Source organism: Mediterranea massiliensis, assembly GCF_900128475.1.
Classification (GTDB): Bacteria; Bacteroidota; Bacteroidia; order Bacteroidales; family Bacteroidaceae; genus Bacteroides; species Bacteroides massiliensis_E.
Genome location: NZ_LT635839.1, coordinates 209,189 through 225,454, shown reverse-complemented (window position 1 = coordinate 225,454; position 16,266 = coordinate 209,189). Strand labels below are relative to the sequence as shown.

At 50.8% G+C, this 16,266-nt stretch carries 9 protein-coding genes; 4 read left to right on the top strand and 5 right to left on the bottom strand.

The window, feature by feature from the left end:
• Window positions 1–73: 73 nt before the first annotated feature.
• Window positions 74–4,156, bottom strand: coding sequence for a hybrid sensor histidine kinase/response regulator transcription factor (locus tag BQ7483_RS14420; protein WP_072546362.1), 4,083 nt, complete (start codon window positions 4,154–4,156; stop codon window positions 74–76).
• A 160-nt stretch (window positions 4,157–4,316) separates the two neighbouring features.
• Here BQ7483_RS14420 and BQ7483_RS14415 point away from each other — a divergent pair, with 160 nt between their 5' ends.
• Complete coding sequence (locus tag BQ7483_RS14415) at window positions 4,317–5,396, top strand: phosphotransferase enzyme family protein (RefSeq protein WP_022021599.1); 1,080 nt, start codon at window positions 4,317–4,319, stop codon at window positions 5,394–5,396.
• Window positions 5,397–5,408: 12 nt separating this feature from the next.
• Window positions 5,409–6,068, top strand: coding sequence for a carbohydrate-binding family 9-like protein (locus BQ7483_RS14410; RefSeq protein WP_072546361.1), 660 nt, complete (start codon window positions 5,409–5,411; stop codon window positions 6,066–6,068).
• 78 nt (window positions 6,069–6,146) lie between these two features.
• Here the strand turns inward: BQ7483_RS14410 and lpxA are convergent, their stop codons facing one another.
• The 4 genes from lpxA to BQ7483_RS14390 form a co-directional block, all read right to left on the bottom strand.
• Window positions 6,147–6,914, bottom strand: coding sequence for an acyl-ACP--UDP-N-acetylglucosamine O-acyltransferase (lpxA, locus tag BQ7483_RS14405; protein WP_022021601.1), 768 nt, complete (start codon window positions 6,912–6,914; stop codon window positions 6,147–6,149).
• Window positions 6,915–6,931: 17 nt separating this feature from the next.
• Window positions 6,932–8,320 carry a TolC family protein gene (locus BQ7483_RS14400; protein ID WP_072546360.1) on the bottom strand — a complete coding sequence of 463 codons (1,389 nt, stop codon included), beginning with the start codon at window positions 8,318–8,320 and terminating at the stop codon, window positions 6,932–6,934.
• 77 nt (window positions 8,321–8,397) lie between these two features.
• A complete protein-coding gene (locus BQ7483_RS14395; RefSeq protein WP_022021603.1) occupies window positions 8,398–11,814 on the bottom strand; it encodes an efflux RND transporter permease subunit in 3,417 nt (1,138 codons plus the stop codon).
• 99 nt (window positions 11,815–11,913) lie between these two features.
• Window positions 11,914–13,089: an efflux RND transporter periplasmic adaptor subunit gene (locus BQ7483_RS14390; protein ID WP_022021604.1), complete on the bottom strand. Its 1,176-nt coding sequence runs from the start codon at window positions 13,087–13,089 to the stop codon at window positions 11,914–11,916.
• 316 nt (window positions 13,090–13,405) lie between these two features.
• Here BQ7483_RS14390 and BQ7483_RS14385 point away from each other — a divergent pair, with 316 nt between their 5' ends.
• Together BQ7483_RS14385 and BQ7483_RS14380 are read left to right on the top strand one after the other, a co-directional pair.
• Complete coding sequence (locus BQ7483_RS14385; protein WP_072546359.1) at window positions 13,406–15,379, top strand: Ig-like domain-containing protein; 1,974 nt, start codon at window positions 13,406–13,408, stop codon at window positions 15,377–15,379.
• Window positions 15,380–15,428: 49 nt separating this feature from the next.
• On the top strand, window positions 15,429–16,250 hold the full coding sequence (locus BQ7483_RS14380; RefSeq protein WP_139247687.1) for a DUF3108 domain-containing protein: 822 nt from the start codon (window positions 15,429–15,431) through the stop codon (window positions 16,248–16,250).
• Window positions 16,251–16,266 lie beyond the last annotated feature (16 nt).

Sequence of the window (16,266 nt, the reverse complement as noted above, 5' to 3'; positions counted from 1 at the left end):
GATGAAAGTATTGTGGGAAACCGTCCAAAGAATGGTGAAAAACGTACATATTTCACCCCTTTCTGGTGATATCTTACGTTTCGTCTTCTTTTTCTGATTTTCCTTCCGTGTCGTTTCCGGCATCCGTTTCCTTCCGGTAGGCGAGGGGGCTGATGTGGTAGACGTCCTTGAAGCACTTGGCGAAATAGCGGGGCGAACTGAAGCCGATGCGGTCGGATATTTCTGTGATGTTCAGTTCGGGATTGTTTCGGAGCAGGTAGGCACCCTTCTTGAGGCGGATGGTCAGGATGAATTCGTTCGGTGTCTGGCCGGTGATGCCTTTCAACTTGGTGAACAGGTTGGTGCGGGCCATGGCCATTTCACGGGCGAAGGTGTTGACATTGAAGTCGGCATCGTCCAGGTGTTTCTCGATGACGGTCATCGCGCGGTCCAGAATGTCTTTGTCTATGGGGTTGGTGGCCAGTTGCTGGACGGTGGTTTGCGGCTGTTTGCTGAATTTCTCCTGTAGCAGGATGCGCGAATTGACCAGGTTGTTGCATCGTGAGATGAGCAGACTGGTGTTGAAAGGTTTGGTGATGTAGTCGTCGGCACCGATGCGGAGGCCTTCGATGTTTTGCTCGATGGCTGTGCGGGCGGTGAGCAGCACGACGGGGATGTGGCAGGTGTTGAAGTCCGACTTGATTCGCTTGCACAGTTCGGTTCCCGACATGCGGGGCATGACGACGTCGCTCACGACGATGTTGGGTTGTTCCTTGCCAATCTGTTCCCATGCCTCTTCACCGTCGGCGGCCGTTGTCACCTGGTAGAAGGGAGCGAAAATTTCGGCCAGCATCTGCCGGATGGATTCATTGTCTTCCACGACCAGCATTTTGTTGGAACCGGCCTGGGGTTTGGAGGGTTGGTCAGCATCCATTTCACCTTTCAGCAGGATGTCCATTTCCGGTTTGTCGATGTCGATTTGCTGGATCACATGGTCCCGACGGTCTATTTCTTCCTCCTTGAACTGACTGTTTCCCAGCGGGAGGGTGACGATGAAGCAGGTTCCCTTGCCCAAGGTGCTTTCCACCCGGATGGTTCCGTGATGCAGTTCTACAATGCCTTTGGTCAGGGCCAGGCCGATGCCGGTGCCCGTTGATTGCCGGGTGTCGTCCGAGGAGATGGAGTCCACCTGGTAGAAACGTTCGAATATTTTGTCCAGCTCTTTGGCGTCCATACCTTCGCCCGTATCGCTGACACGGATGACGGCATTTCCGTTCTCACAGCCTACAGACAGGGTGATAGTGTCGGCCGGGCGAGTGTGCTTGAGGGCGTTGGACAACAGGTTGTTGACCACTTTCTGCATCTGCTTCTGGTCGTACCATACCTCCAGAATATCGGTTCCTTTCTGGAAAATCAGGTTTACCTGCCGGGTGTGAGCATACTCCAGGAACAGCAGATAGTTCTCATACAGAAAGTCTATGAGGTTGTGACGGCTGACCTTGATTTTCATGTGTCCTTGTTCTTGTTTGCGGAAATCGAGCAGCTCGTTGATTAGTTCGCGTAGCTGGATGCTGTTCTTGTACATGCTCAATACCTTATTGTACAGGGCAGGGGTGAAATTTTGGACCTGAAGCAGCGTTTCAATCTGTGAGATGATGATGGTGAGCGGTGTGCGGAACTCATGGGAGATGTTGGTAAAGAAACGGAGTTTCGACTGGTTGAGCAGTTCAATGTCCTGGGCATGTTTCTTCTCGTATTTGAGCGATTCTCTCAGCTTGATGCGCATCTTGTAGGTGCGTATGAGATACCATGACAGGCTACCAATGGCCAGTATGTAGAAAAGGTAGGCCCATATGGTCTTATAGAACGGGGGAAGAATGTGGATGGTCAGCCGGACGGGCGGGCAGATTTCTGCCGGTTGCGTTTGAGGCTTGATGACCAGGGTGTAGGTTCCAGCATTGAGGTTCGTATAGGTGATGGCGTTGTTGTGGGCATCGGTCCATTTGTCGGAGAAGCCTTTCAGCTGATAGATGATGCGGTCCTTGTTGGCAGGCACATAGTTTGAAGTAGCGAATTCGATGGTGAACATCGACTGATCGGCTTTAAGCGTAATTTCAGGCGTATAGCAGAGCGATTGGGGCAGAATGCCGCTTTCGTCTCCGGTTTCTATTTCTTTCCCGTTGACATAGAGCTTTGACAGGGTGATGTTGTAAGGCTTGGGAGGGAGATTCAGTTCCATTTCATGAAAGGAAATCATCCCTTGGGTGCTGCCCAGAAAGATTTCGCCGTCGCTGGTGACGCACAGGGCATTTTCGTTGATGGTCGAGAAAGGGAAGCCGTTGCTTCGGTTGTAGTTTTTAGCTTGGTGCGTGTGGCGGTTGAAGATGGAGAACCCCTGGTTGGTGATGAGCAGCAGGTTGCCGCTGACGGGCGATTCCTGGGCTTCGTAGATGCAGTCGCCCACAAGACCGTTGTGCGCCTGGTCAAAATTCTCGAAGCTGTCGCTTTGAGGGTGGTAGAGGTCGAGTCCGCTGCCCGATGTCGAAAACCAAAGACGGCCTTGCTTGTCACACAGAATGCTGTAAACATTGTTGTTGCTCAGCGTATTGGCTACGTCGTGCTGGTGACGGTAGCTTTTGAGTCGGTGTGTCTGGAAGCTATATCGGAATACTCCTTCTCCGGTGGCGGCTATCCATAAGTCGCCATTTTTGTCGAACTCGATGTCGGCTACCATCTTGATGCTGCGTCCTTCTTTGGTGTCCTGGAAAAGTCGTCGGCATTTACCGCTTGCCTTGTCTATCATGCAGACACCGTTTTGTGTGGCTACAATCAAACTGTCCTTTCCGTAGGGCTCAAGGTCGCGGATGATGTTGGAGGGAAGGCTATTCGGATTGCCTTCCTCCATGCGGTGATGGGTGAAGTGGAGATTATGCAGGTTCAGCCGGTCGAGACCGCCCATGTGGGTGCCAATCCAGATTTCCTGATGCTCTTTGTCATAATATAGAGCCTTGACATTGTCGTGGGCAATGCTGTTGGGATTGTTCTTGTCGGTGCGGTACCAGCGGAATTCGTTTTTGCGTCGGTCGAGGAAATTCAGTCCTCCTCCTTCGGTGGCAATCCATAGGTTGCCGTCCTTGTCTTCTACGATACGCCCCACTACCGGATTGCTCAGTCCCTTTTTTTCTACAGATGAATAATGGTAGGCTGTGTAGATGTTGTATTCGGGATTGAAGTAGTTGACTCCGCCGAAATATGTCCCCAGCCAGAGGGTGCCTTGGCGGTCCTTGACGATGCACCAGATGGAAGAATGGGTCAGTCCGTCGCCTTTGGCGTCGTGGGTCGTATGGTTTTGGAAGAGGCCGTTGCTCTTGTCGTATCGGTTCAGCCCGTTGAAAGTTCCTATCCAGATGTTGCCCAGGTTGTCTTCACAGCAGGCTCTGGCAAAATTGGAAGAGATGCTGTGGGGATTGTTGGCATCGTGACGGAAGTTGACAATCGTACCGTCGGTCTTGACACGATACAGGCCGTCTTCCCAGCTGCCTATCCATAATTCTTTTTCACTGTCTTCGTAAATGCTGGTGATGTTGCCTGTTTCGATGGGGTGGGTCAGTTCCTGGTTGTCCTGTTTCAGGCGGTATACCCCTTCACTGGTGGTGCCTATCCACAGATAACGGCCGTCGGAGTGGAGGCTGTAGATTTCGGGATTTTTTCCCGGAAGTTGGTAGCAGAGATCAAAGTTCCCGGTCTTTTCATTGTAAAGGTATATTTCGTTTTTCTTGGCAATGTAGAGACCGTCGTGGTAATAGATGCTCTGAATGTGGTCTACCAGAAGTGTCTTGAATTGGAGGGTGCGGAGGTCCAGTTGGGCCACTCCGTCGTTGCAGAGCAGATAAATATGTCCGTTCTGGTCGCCGGTGATGCGCGTGACGGTGTTGCTGAAGAGACTGTGCGGGTTGTCTTTCTCCAGTTTATAGGTCTGTATATCCGTTCCGTTGTATCGGTTCAGGCCTTCCCGGGTGCCAATCCAAAGCATACCGTTCTCATCTATGTAAAGGCTGTTGACCGAGAATTGTGACAGGCCGTCTTCGGTAGTCAGATTACCGAAGGTGACATTCTGTGCCTGCAGTTGCACGGCAAATATGCAAATGATTCCCAAAAGTAATGAACGGACAGTCATTTTCCTTTACGCCAAAATAGTGTTTTTTGAAGATTCGATGACAAATATAGAAAGTTTTTATACAATCTAACATGTTTTTCTTCCTGTTTTTTTCGTTTATGTCTGTCTAAATGCCTATTTTTGGCCATTCATATCGAATCACTAATTTAAAATTTCAATCATGAAAGACCTTTTATCTATTGTATCTCATTTTCAATTGGCGGATACAGTTCGTGAAATCAATCCGTTAGGTTCGGGACTAATCAATGATACCTACAAGGTAGTAACGACGAACAGCAATCCGGATTATGTACTGCAACGCATCAATCATGCCATTTTTCAGAATGTGGATATGCTGCAGTCCAACATCGAAGCCGTGACCCGGCACATCCGTAAAAAATTGGAAGAAAAAGGCGAAAAGGAGATTGACCGCAAAGTACTCCACTTTCTCCCGGCCGACAATGGCAAGACTTATTGGTTTGACGGCGAGAATTATTGGCGTATCATGGTGTTCATTCCCCGTGCGAAGACGTATGAAACTGTCAATCCGGAATATTCGGGTTATGCGGGACAGGCATTCGGTAATTTCCAGGCGATGCTGGCCGATATACCTGATCAACTGGGTGAAACCATTCCCGATTTCCACAACATGGAATTCCGTCTGAAGCAGTTGCACGATGCCGTAGCAGCCGATGCGGCAGGACGTGTGAAGGAAGTGCAGTATTATTTGGATGAGATAGAGCGCAGAGCTGAAGAAATGTGTAAGGCAGAGCGCTTGTATCGGGAAGGAAAGCTGCCCAAGCGTGTGTGCCACTGCGACACGAAGGTGAACAACATGATGTTCGACGAAGACGGTTCGGTACTTTGTGTCATCGACCTCGATACGGTGATGCCTTCGTTTATTTTCTCCGACTATGGAGATTTCCTGCGTTCGGCTGCCAATACGGGACTGGAGGATGACAAGAACCTGGATCATGTAAACTTCAACATGGATATCTTCAAGGCCTTCACTAAAGGATATCTGGAGTCGGCCAAGTCATTCCTGCTTCCCATCGAAATAGAGAATCTGCCCTATGCGGCCGCTCTGTTCCCTTACATGCAGTGTGTGCGTTTCCTGGCTGATTACATCAATGGAGATACCTATTATAAGATCCAATATCCGGAACATAATCTGGTACGTACCAAAGCTCAGTTCAAGCTGCTGCAGAGTGTGGAAGAGCATACGCCGGCTATGAAAGAATTCATTGCTTCCTGTTTTTAAAACCATAGATTTATGACTCCGAAAGAATTGTATGTGAAGAAGCTGGCCCTGGCCGTTCCGCAGGCGGCAGAGATACCTGCCGTTTTGGCCAAAGCCCAGGTCGTTTACCAGCCGATAGCTTGTGTGGATTGGGAAGAGGCCTATCCTTACGCGCCGCAAGTAGAATTTGCGATGGCTTATACCGATGAGGCATTATTGTTGCACTATCGGGTGACCGAGGCTTCGGTCCGTGCGATGGCGGGACGTGACAATGGGCCGGTGTGGGAAGATACGTGCGTGGAGTTCTTTTCAATGCCCGGTGACGATGATGCGTATTACAACATTGAGTGTAACTGTACCGGAACGCTGTTAATAGGAGCCGGCTCGGCACGGTCGAATCGCCAGCATGCCTCTCAGGTTATTCTGGATCAGGTGTCTCGTTGGGCTTCTTTGGGCCGCGAGGGCTTTGACGAACGTGTGGGTGAGTGTAGTTGGGAGGTAGCTCTGGTGGTGCCTTTTTCTGTATTCTTCTTGCACGACCTTCATTCGATGGACGGGAAATCGGTACGGGCCAATTTCTATAAGTGTGGTGACAAACTGCAGACCCCTCATTTTTTGTCCTGGAGCCCGATTGAATTGCCGAAGCCCGATTTCCATTGTCCGGCTTTCTTCGGAACATTACATTTTGAGTAAGTCTGGATAGAGACTTGATATAAAAAGAGGCCGGGACATGATGCCCCGGCCTCTTTCGTAGGTCTATGACTGAATGCCTTATTTGACAATGCCTGGAGACTTGCTGATGAAATTAATGATGTTGTGTATCTCATCGCTCATCGGCACCTGGTCTTCAATTTTCTGCAGGGCATCTTGTACACTGAAATTTCCTTGATAGACCAGTCGATAGGCATTCATGATGTGACGTAAGATACGTTCTGTCACTTGATTTTTGTGTTGCAACACCATGGCATTTACGCCGTGATATTCTGCCGGATTTCCGGCCATGATGATATAGGGCGGAACATCTTTGGGAATTCGGCATCCGCTCTGTACCAACGACCAGCTACCGATGTGGCAGTTCTGTTGCAACAGAACATTGCTGCTCAAGATGACGCAGTTGTCTATGCGACATTCACCGGCAACGGTCGTCTTGATACCCAATACGCAATGGTCGGCAATCTGTACGTCGTGGCACAGGTGTACACCATCCATCAGATAGTTTTCATTGCCGATTTTGGTGCATTGCCCTTCGTGTGTTCCGCGGCTGATAACCACATTCTCCCGGATGTCATTCTGGTCGCCGATAATGAGTAACGTGTGCTCACCGGTATAGTGAAAATCTTGGGGCTCGGTGCCCAACACTGCACCATGATGTATCTTGTTGCCTTTACCCATTCGGGTTCCGTTCAAGATTCTTGCACCAGACATGATGATGCAGTCATCACCGATTTCCACATCTCCTTCGATATAGGCAAACGGTTGTACTGTTACGTTCTTGCCGAGTTTGGCGGCTGGGTCTACATAAGCTAATGGACTAATCATGATATGTGAATTAAAGGTTATTCTCTTCCTCCACCCAATGCTTGGTACAGGCTGATGACGGCCTGCATGCGGCTGAAGGTATCACTTACTTCGGAAAGCTGTGCGCTGAGGTACGATTGCTCGGCTGATAATACTTCCAGGTAAGTTGACGTCCCTAAGTTAAACAATTCTTTTGTATAATCGGCAGCATTCTTTGAAGAATTTACTTCCATGGTGCGTGCTTCTACCTTTTGGGAGCAGGCTTGGTACAGGTCAAGTGCATTGCTGACCTCGTTTCCTGCGTTCAGCAACGCTGTTTGGAACTGAATCTTGGCTTCTTCCTGCTGTGCCTTGGCTATTCTAAGATTAGCGATGTTGGCGCCGTTCTGGAACAACGGTTGGGTCAGAGAGGCAATGGCGCTGGCCAGCAGTTTGCCGGGATTGACAATGGAGGCACCGGCACTGTTGGTCCATCCGGCCGAACCGCTGAGCGTGATGCGCGGATAGAAGTTGGCACGGGCTGTGTTGGTGTTATAATAAGCTACAGCCAATGCTTGTTCGGCAGCTTTGACATCCGGACGGTTGGACAGCAGTTGCAACGGTATACCTGCTGAGAATTCCGTCGGGAGTTGCTGGCCTTCCAGTATGCCGCGTTCAATGCTGTGGGCCGGTTCGCCCAGCAGGAGGCAGAGTGAGTTTTCTACTTCGCGGATGTTGGCACGTATGTCAGGCAGAGAAGCCAGAATCTGTGCATAGGCAGCACGGCTCTGCTCTACGGCTGCTTCGGTCGTACCATAGATGCCGGCATCTTTCATGGCCTGCATGGTTTCGGTATTTTTCTTCATGATGTCGGCCGTACCTTCTGTGATTTCCAGCTGACGGTCCAGCATCAGCAGTGTATAATACAGATTGGCCGTATTGGCAATCAGCTGTACCCGGGTGTTCTGCTCGTATGCCTTGGTTTGTTCCAACGTTGCTTTGGCCATACGCTTGGGATTCAGCAACTGGCCGAAGAGGTCAATCTGCCAGCTGGCGGTTACAGGCAGGGAATAGGTTTGTGTGGCTTTTCCTTTGTCCCAGCTGGTGACAGTACCTTGTGGTGAAAGGGTCAGGGCAGGAATAAAGGCCAGCTTGGCAGCAAGAAGCGGTGCCTGGGCTTCCTGTACTTTCAGCGCAGCAGTACGGATATCAGGACTGGAAGTCAGTGCCTGTTCTATGTAACCCTGCAGCTGGGGGTCCGTGAATACCTCCCGCCAGGGCATGTTGCCGAAGTTGGCCGTATCCGAAGCCAGCGTATCGTTCACGGCAGTCGTGTCGCGATACAGGCCTTCGGTCGTGATATCTTCCGGGCGGTCGTATGCTTTATAGATGTGGCAGCTGCTCAATAGGGCTGAGGCGCACATCAGAGTGATGATTTTTCCTTTCATACTTATATATCTCTTCGTTTAGGAGGAAGAACGGATGAAGCGGAGGCTTCACCGTCCTTCTTCCTTAGTTCTTCAAATTATTTACTGTATTGCTCAATTTCGGCGGTAGCGTCGGAGTTGTCTACGTCTTCCCATTCCATGGGTTTGAATTTCTCCTGCAGGTACTGGAAGGCAACAAACAATGCGGGTACGATAAAGATTTGCAGAATCATACCAATCAACATACCGCCGATGGCCGATGTTCCCAATGTGCGGTTACCATTGGCACCTGCACCCGAAGCAAACATCAGCGGAAGCAGACCGACGATCATGGCCATTGATGTCATCAGGATAGGACGCAGACGGGCGGCGGCACCTAAAACGGCGGCCCAGGTTATACTCATACCCATCTTGCGACGGTCGAGGGCGAACTCAACAATCAAGATGGCATTCTTGGCCAACAGACCCATCAACATGATCAAGGCAATCTGCATGTAGATATCGTTGGACATGGAGCCGATAATCATTTTCAAAGCCGGAATGCTTCCGATGGCACTCGCTCCGTTGACGAAGAGGAAGCTACCCAGCAATCCGAACGGAATGGACAGCAATACAGCCAACGGCAGAATGTAGCTTTCGTATTGGGCACTCAGCAAGAGGTAAACGAATACGAAGCACAGTACGAAGATAAGTCCTGTCGTGCTGCCGCTTGTTTCGGCCTCCTCACGTGCCATACCACCCAGTTCGTAGCCGAAGCCGGTCGGCAGATTTTGTTGGGCCACTTCGGCGATGGCCTGCAGGGCCTGTCCGGAAGTATAACCGGAGGCCGGAGCCACCATCACTTTCATGGATGTGTATAGGTTGAAACGGTTGATGATATCCGGTCCGTACACTTTCTCAATGGATACAAATTGGGTAATCGGTGCCATGTCATTACCGTTGCGTACCTTGATGCTTTGGAGCGATTCCAGGTTCTTGGTGGCATCGGGCTCTGCCTGTACCATGACACGGTACATCTTACCGAAACTGTTGAAGTTGGAGGCATACAAACCACCGTAATATCCCTGCAAGGTTGTAAGAATGTCACTCGGACTGATACCGGCCTTCTTACATGCGGCAGCGTCAATGTTCAACAGGTATTGTGGGAAGTTCGGGTTAAAGCTGGTACGTGCCGAGTTGATCTCAGGACGTTTTTCCAGTTCGGCCGTATATGCGTTTACGACATCGAAGAAGTGGTTCAGGTCACCACCGGTCTTGTCCTGCATGTTAAGCTCGATATCGCTGGATGCTGAATAACCAGGGATCATAGGAGGAGCAAAGAACAATACCTGGGCTTCCTTGATGACCTTTTGGGCACGCATGAAGAGGGTTGCATACACAATGTTCGAATTTTGCATGGTCGAACGCTCTTCCCAGTTCTTCAGCTTGATGATGACCGAACCGTAGGACGGTCCCTGACCGCCAATGAAGCTGAAGCCTGAGATAATGGTTCTGGACTGTACGGCGGGGTCGGAAGCAACCAGGCTGTCTACTCGATTGAGGATTTCCTGGGCACGTTCCTGTGAGGTGCCGGGCGGTAACGTTACGGCACCCATGATGGTACCCGTATCTTCGTTGGGCACCATACCAGTCGGAGTAATCTGCATGAAGACAACCAGCAGGATGATTGAGGCAGTGACGATACTGCCAGACAGCCATCTCTTCTGAATGAACTTGAGCACTTGTTTCTTGTATTTGCCTAAGATGGAGTTGTAAGACTCGTTGAAATCATCCTTGAACTTATCGGTTGTCATACCGGCCAATGCCAGGATACTGATGATAATCATCAGGATGCAGATTACCGGATGGCTATCAAAGTTGAAGAGTCCGAAGATCATACCGATGATGGCAATGATTGTAAACAGCAGGGTGATGCCAGGACGCATGAGGCGGCCGATGGAATCTGCATAGCGGGCAATAAATATCTTTCTGGCTTCCTTGGTGGCTGTACCTACCCGTTCTTTCAGAGGAGCATCGGTCTTGTGAGGTTTCAGGAAGATGGCACACAGGGCCGGACTCAGTGTCAAGGCGTTCAAGGCGGAGAAACCGATGGCGATGGCCATGGTCAGACCGAACTGCCGGTAGAATGTACCGGCCGTACCCCCCATGAAACTTACGGGGATAAACACGGACATCATGACCAATGTAATGGAAACGATGGCACCGCCCAGTTCGTGCATGGCGTCGATGGAAGCGGCCCGGGCCGATTTGTATCCCTGGTCGAGCTTGGCATGGACACCCTCGACGACGACGATGGCATCGTCGACCACAATGGCAATGGCAAGCACCATGGCCGAAAGAGTCAGCAGGTTAAGGCTGAATCCGATAAGTTTCAGAACGAAGAATGTAGCAATCAAGGCTACCGGAATGGCGATGGCGGGAATCAGCGTGGAGCGCATATCCTGCAGGAAGATGTAAACCACGATGAACACCAGGATGAAGGCCTCGATCAACGTCTTTACTACCTCATGGATGGAGGCAAAGAGGAAGTCGTTGGCGCTTTGGGCCACGTTTATTTTCAAGCCGGCAGGCAGTTTGGTTGAGTATTCTTCAAGCAGGGCTTCAATGTCGCTGATGGTTTGGGTAGCATTGGTACCGGCCATCTGGTAAACGATACAGCTGACGGCCTTATGACCATTTACCGTATTGTTGAAGTTGTAGGTCATACGTCCCAGCTCGATGCGGGCTATGTCTTTCAGGCGGAGCAACTCGCCATCCTCCATGGCCTTGATGACGATATTCTCGAATTCTGAAGTCTGTTGCAGACGTCCTTTGTAGCGCAAGGTGTATTGGAAAGTTTGGTGACCACGTTCGCCCAGCTGGCCCGGGGCGGCTTCGATGTTCTGTTCGCTCAGGGCGGCTACTACATCATTGGGCACGAGTTTGTATTGCGCCATAATGTCCGGCTTGAGCCAGATACGCATGGAGTAGTCCACACCCATCACATTGGCATCACCTACACCGGTGACACGCTTTACTTCAGGAATCAGGTTGATGTTGGCATAGTTTTCGATGAACTCGGTGGTATACTGGTCTTTCTCATCATAAATAGAGAAGATCATCAGCATAGAGGTCTGTCTCTTCTGTGTGGTTACTCCGACCTTGGTTACTTCGGCAGGCAGCAGGCCCTGTGCCATGGACACACGGTTCTGTACGTTTACGGCTGCCATATCGGGGTCGGTTCCTTGGTTGAAGTAGATGGAGATATCAGCCGAGCCGGTGTTGGAGGCACTCGAACTCATGTACATCATGTTTTCCACACCGTTGATCTGGTCTTCCAGGGGGGCGATGACCGAGTTCAGCACGGTTTGTGCGTTGGCACCGGTATAGGTGGCACGTACAGATACCGTAGGTGGTGCGATGTCCGGATATTGCGTGATAGGCAATGTGGCCAGACCGATAAAGCCCAAGATGACTATCAGGATGGAGATTACCGTTGATAGTACCGGGCGGTTTATGAATCTATCTAATTTCATTGTTTCTTCCTTTTAAATTTGGTTGTCGAAAGAGCTTCAAGTTGGGGCGGTGAGCGTTTTCTGTCTTTTTGTTTTCACCCTGTCAACTTGTTCACTTGATTATTTGAATGCTGTCTGTATGTTGCCTTCCTGCTGGTCCTTCAGAGCCTTCTGGTATTCGGCTTCTTTCTCGGCAGGTGTAATCGGAGTGATGGTTTGTCCGTCTTTCAACGATTGTACGCCTTCGATGACAATCTTGTCTCCTTTCTTGAGGCCTTCGGTTACATAGAAATACTTGCCGTCGTCCAGGGTGAAGACCTTGACTTCGGTATTCTTCAGGGTGTTGTCCGGCTGGAGTACCAGCACGAAGCGCTTGTCCTGAATTTCAGTTGTAGCCGACTGAGGAATCATGATGACGTCGTGGAGCGGGTTGTGGAAGATGACATTGCCTGTACCGCCGCTGCGCAGGATGTTGTGCTTGTTGGGGAAGAGGGCACGCATGTTGACCGAACCGGTGGTCTGGTCGATGACGCCGCTGATCGTTTCTACGCGTCCGCTGTCCGGATAGATGGAGCCGTCAACGAGGCTGAGCTGAACATCCGGCAGCCTGTCAAGAATTTCTTTCATGGTACCTCCTTCGCGTATCATGCCCAATAACTGGCGTTCGGTCATGGAGAAGTAGGCATACATTTCGGAGATGTCGGCCACGGTGGTCAACGGGGTGGCGATGGAGGCGCTGACCAGACTACCTACACGGTAGGGAATGGTTCCTACGACACCGTCACTCGGGCTGGTCACCTGGGTATACGACAGGTTGTTCTTGGCATTGATGAGTTGGGCTTGTGCCTGTGCCAGCGTTGCTTTGGCCTGTGCCAGCTGGTTTTCGGACATCTTCAGGTCGTAGTCACTGACAATCTGTTTCTTGTTCAGCTCCCGTTTGTTGGCAGTAGTCAGTTCTTGCGTGCTCAAGGCTGCTTTGGCTGTTTCTACGGTAGCTTGGGCAGTCTGGACGGCGGCCTGGTACTGTACGGGGTCGATGGTAAACAGTACCTGTCCTTTGTGTACGACGGCACCTTCGTCCACATGCAGCTTGGTGATGAAACCGCTTACCATGGGGCGGATTTCTACATCTTGTTTACCTTTGATGGTAGCCGGGTAACTGTTTGTCAGGTTCGCAGTGGTGGTGCTTACCTCCATGACTGCAATTTCGGGGGCGCTGCCCGCGTTGTTGTTGCCTTGTCCGCAGCTGCTGAGCAGTGCTGCGCAACATGCCAGTAATACTAATCTACTCTTCATACTTATTTATCTCTGTGTCTAATTATGTAATGTCAACCTCTATGTTTTACTGAAAACTTGAACTGCTGTTTAAGTTTTCGGCCTTGCAAAAGTACCGATTTTTGGTATATATAGGTTTGTATAGGTAGTGTTTTTTAACTATGTTTCAGAGAATTCTACCTGTATTCAAGAAAGACATCTGCTTTTATGGGGAAACCGCCTCAGAAGCCGGGTTCTCCGTTGTGATAAAAAGCAAAAAAAAGGTCTCTTTGTGCGTTGGGTATAGATAGATATTGTATCTTTGCGTCAATATCTTTTGGATAAAGCTTCGAATGGCATGAATAAATTGAAGAAACTTTTATATAGCAAACGGGATACGTTGTCGGTGCGGCGTCTGCCGGTTTTTCTGGTTTTGGGCGTCCTGCTGTACTCGTGTGCCAGTATCGGACGTATTGAGGGCGGCCCGATTGACGAGACCCCTCCGCGTTTCCTGCAAAGTACGCCGGAGCCGGGACAGCTGAACTATAAGCGCAACCGTGTCACCATTGCTTTCGATGAATACATCAAACTGGACAATCCGAGCGAGAAGATTGTGATATCGCCTCCCCAGATACAGCAGCCTGAAATCAAGACGAACGGAAAGAAAGTCGTCATCAATTTTCAGGATACGATGAAGGCGGATGTCACTTATACCATCGACTTTGGTGATGCCATCCAGGACAACAACGAGGGCAATCCGCTGGAACAGTTTACCTTTACCTTCTCGACGGGCGAACGGTTGGATACGATGGCCGCATCGGGTACGGTGCTCAATGCCTCCAATCTGGAACCGGTCAAAGGCATGCTAGTGGGCCTGCAGTCCAATTTGGCCGACTCGGCCTTTACTTCCTTGCCGTTCGAGCGGGTGGGGCGTACGGACAGCCGTGGCCAGTTCTCCATTCGTGGCGTGGCTCCCGGTACCTATCGCATCTATGCCTTGCAGGATGCCGACCAGAACTTCTATTTTTCCCAGCCGGCCGAGCAGTTGGCCTGGTCCGACTCGCTGATTATCCCCCGTTACGAATACCGCATGCGGCAGGATACCACCTGGATAGACTCATTGACTATCGATACGATTGTCGAGCGTCAGTATACCCACTTCCTGCCGGACAATATTCTGCTGCGCAGTTTCAAGGAAATCCGTTACAACCTGCGTCTGGCCAAGACCGAGCGCCTGACGCCGCAGAAGTTTTCCCTCTACTTCACGGCTCCGGCCGACAGCCTCCCGCTGTTGAAGGGACTCAACTTCGACGAGCACGATGCGTTTGTCATCGAGCAGACCACCGGCCGCAACGATACCATTCATTATTGGATCAAGGATTCCCTTGTGTACAAGCAGGATACATTGAAAATGGAGCTGACCTATCTGGCAACGGATACCTTGGGACAGCTGAGCGAGCGGAAAGACACCGTACGCCTGCTGGCGAAGCTGACGTATGCCAAGCAGCTGAAGCAAAAACAGGAGCAGGAAGAAAAACAGTTGGAAGAGTTGAGGAAAGCAGCCAAAAAGAAGAAGAAACGCGATGCGGAAGGCAACGAGATAGAGCCGGAAGAGCCGACCCTGCCTACGGAGTTCCTGCCGGTCGATGTATACGCTCCGTCGTCGATGGACGTGTACGACTATCTGACGCTGACCTTCCAGGAACCGTTGAGCCGGATTGATACGGCGGCTTTCCATCTGCAGCAGAAGGTAGATACGTTGTGGAACGATGTCCCGTTCGACTTTCAGCGCGATTCGCTCGACCTGAAGGTCTATAACATCTTTGCCGACTGGAAGCCGGGTGAAAGCTATCAGTTTGCGGTGGATTCGACAGCCATTGTAGGACTGTACGGCCTCTTTACCGACAAAATAAAGAAGGAGTTCAAGGTAAAGACCATCGAGGAATATGGTACCATTCTGTTTGACATTACAGGGGCCGATTCGACTTCCTTCGTCGAGTTGGTCGATGCGCAGGATGCCGTGATACGTACCGTTCCGGTTGTCGATGGAAAGGCTGATTTTTATTACCTGACGCCAGGAAAATATGGGGCTCGTCTGGTAGCGGACAAGAACCGTAACGGAATATGGGATACGGGAGATTACGAGAAGCACATACAACCGGAAATGGTATATTATTATTATCAGGTGCTGGAGCTGAAGGCCAACTTTGAATTGCAGCAGACGTGGAATCTGTTTGACCGGCCTTTGGACATGCAGAAACCGTTGGAACTTAAAAAACAGAAGCCGGATGAAAAGAAAAACAACAAACGAAGCAATACCGGCAGCCGATAACAGGCTGTCTCGGAAAGGAAAGGCATGGCAGCGCATCGCCTGGAGTTGGATGGCCGTGCTGTTATTGGTATGTACTTTATGCGCCGCTCCGCTGACACCGGCGATGGCGCAGTGTACGGCCGAAAACAAGGCGTTCAAGTCGGGCGAGCATGTGATGTACGACTTGTATTTCAACTGGAAGTTTATCTGGGTCAAGGCCGGACTGGCCAGTCTGACGACCAACGCCACGACCTATCACCAGAAACCGGCCTACCGCTTCAATCTGCTGTCGGTAAGCAGCAAGCGGGTGGACTTCTTCTTCAAGATGCGCGATACGCTGACCTGCTACGTCGGTAAGGAGCTGGAACCCCGCTATTTCCGCAAGGGAGCCGAGGAGGGCAAACGCTATACGGTGGACGAAGCATGGTTCGACTACAAGGACGGCGTTTCCTACGTGAAGCAGCGCCGCACGTGGCGGGGAGGACGTGTGGATACCATGTCCTATAGCGACAGCCGTTGCATCTTCGACATGCTGAGCATTCTGGCCCAGGCGCGTTCGTGGGATCCGACGGACTACAAGGTGGGGCAGAAAATCAATTTTCCCATGGCTACCGGCCGCAAGGTAGAGGAACAGACCCTCATCTACAGAGGCATGGAAAATGTTGAGGCCAACAATGATACAACCTACCGTTGCCTGGTTTTCTCGTTTGTGGAATATGTGCAGGACGGGAACAAGAAGAAGGAGAAGGAAGTCATCACCTTCTTCATCTCCGATGACAAGAACCATTTGCCTGTCCGGCTGGACCTGTATCTCAACTTCGGTTCGGCCAAAGCCTTCCTGACGAGTGTGCGGGGCAACCGCTATCCGCTGACGTCTGTGGTCGAGGACTGACCTTGTCGTGTCGGCA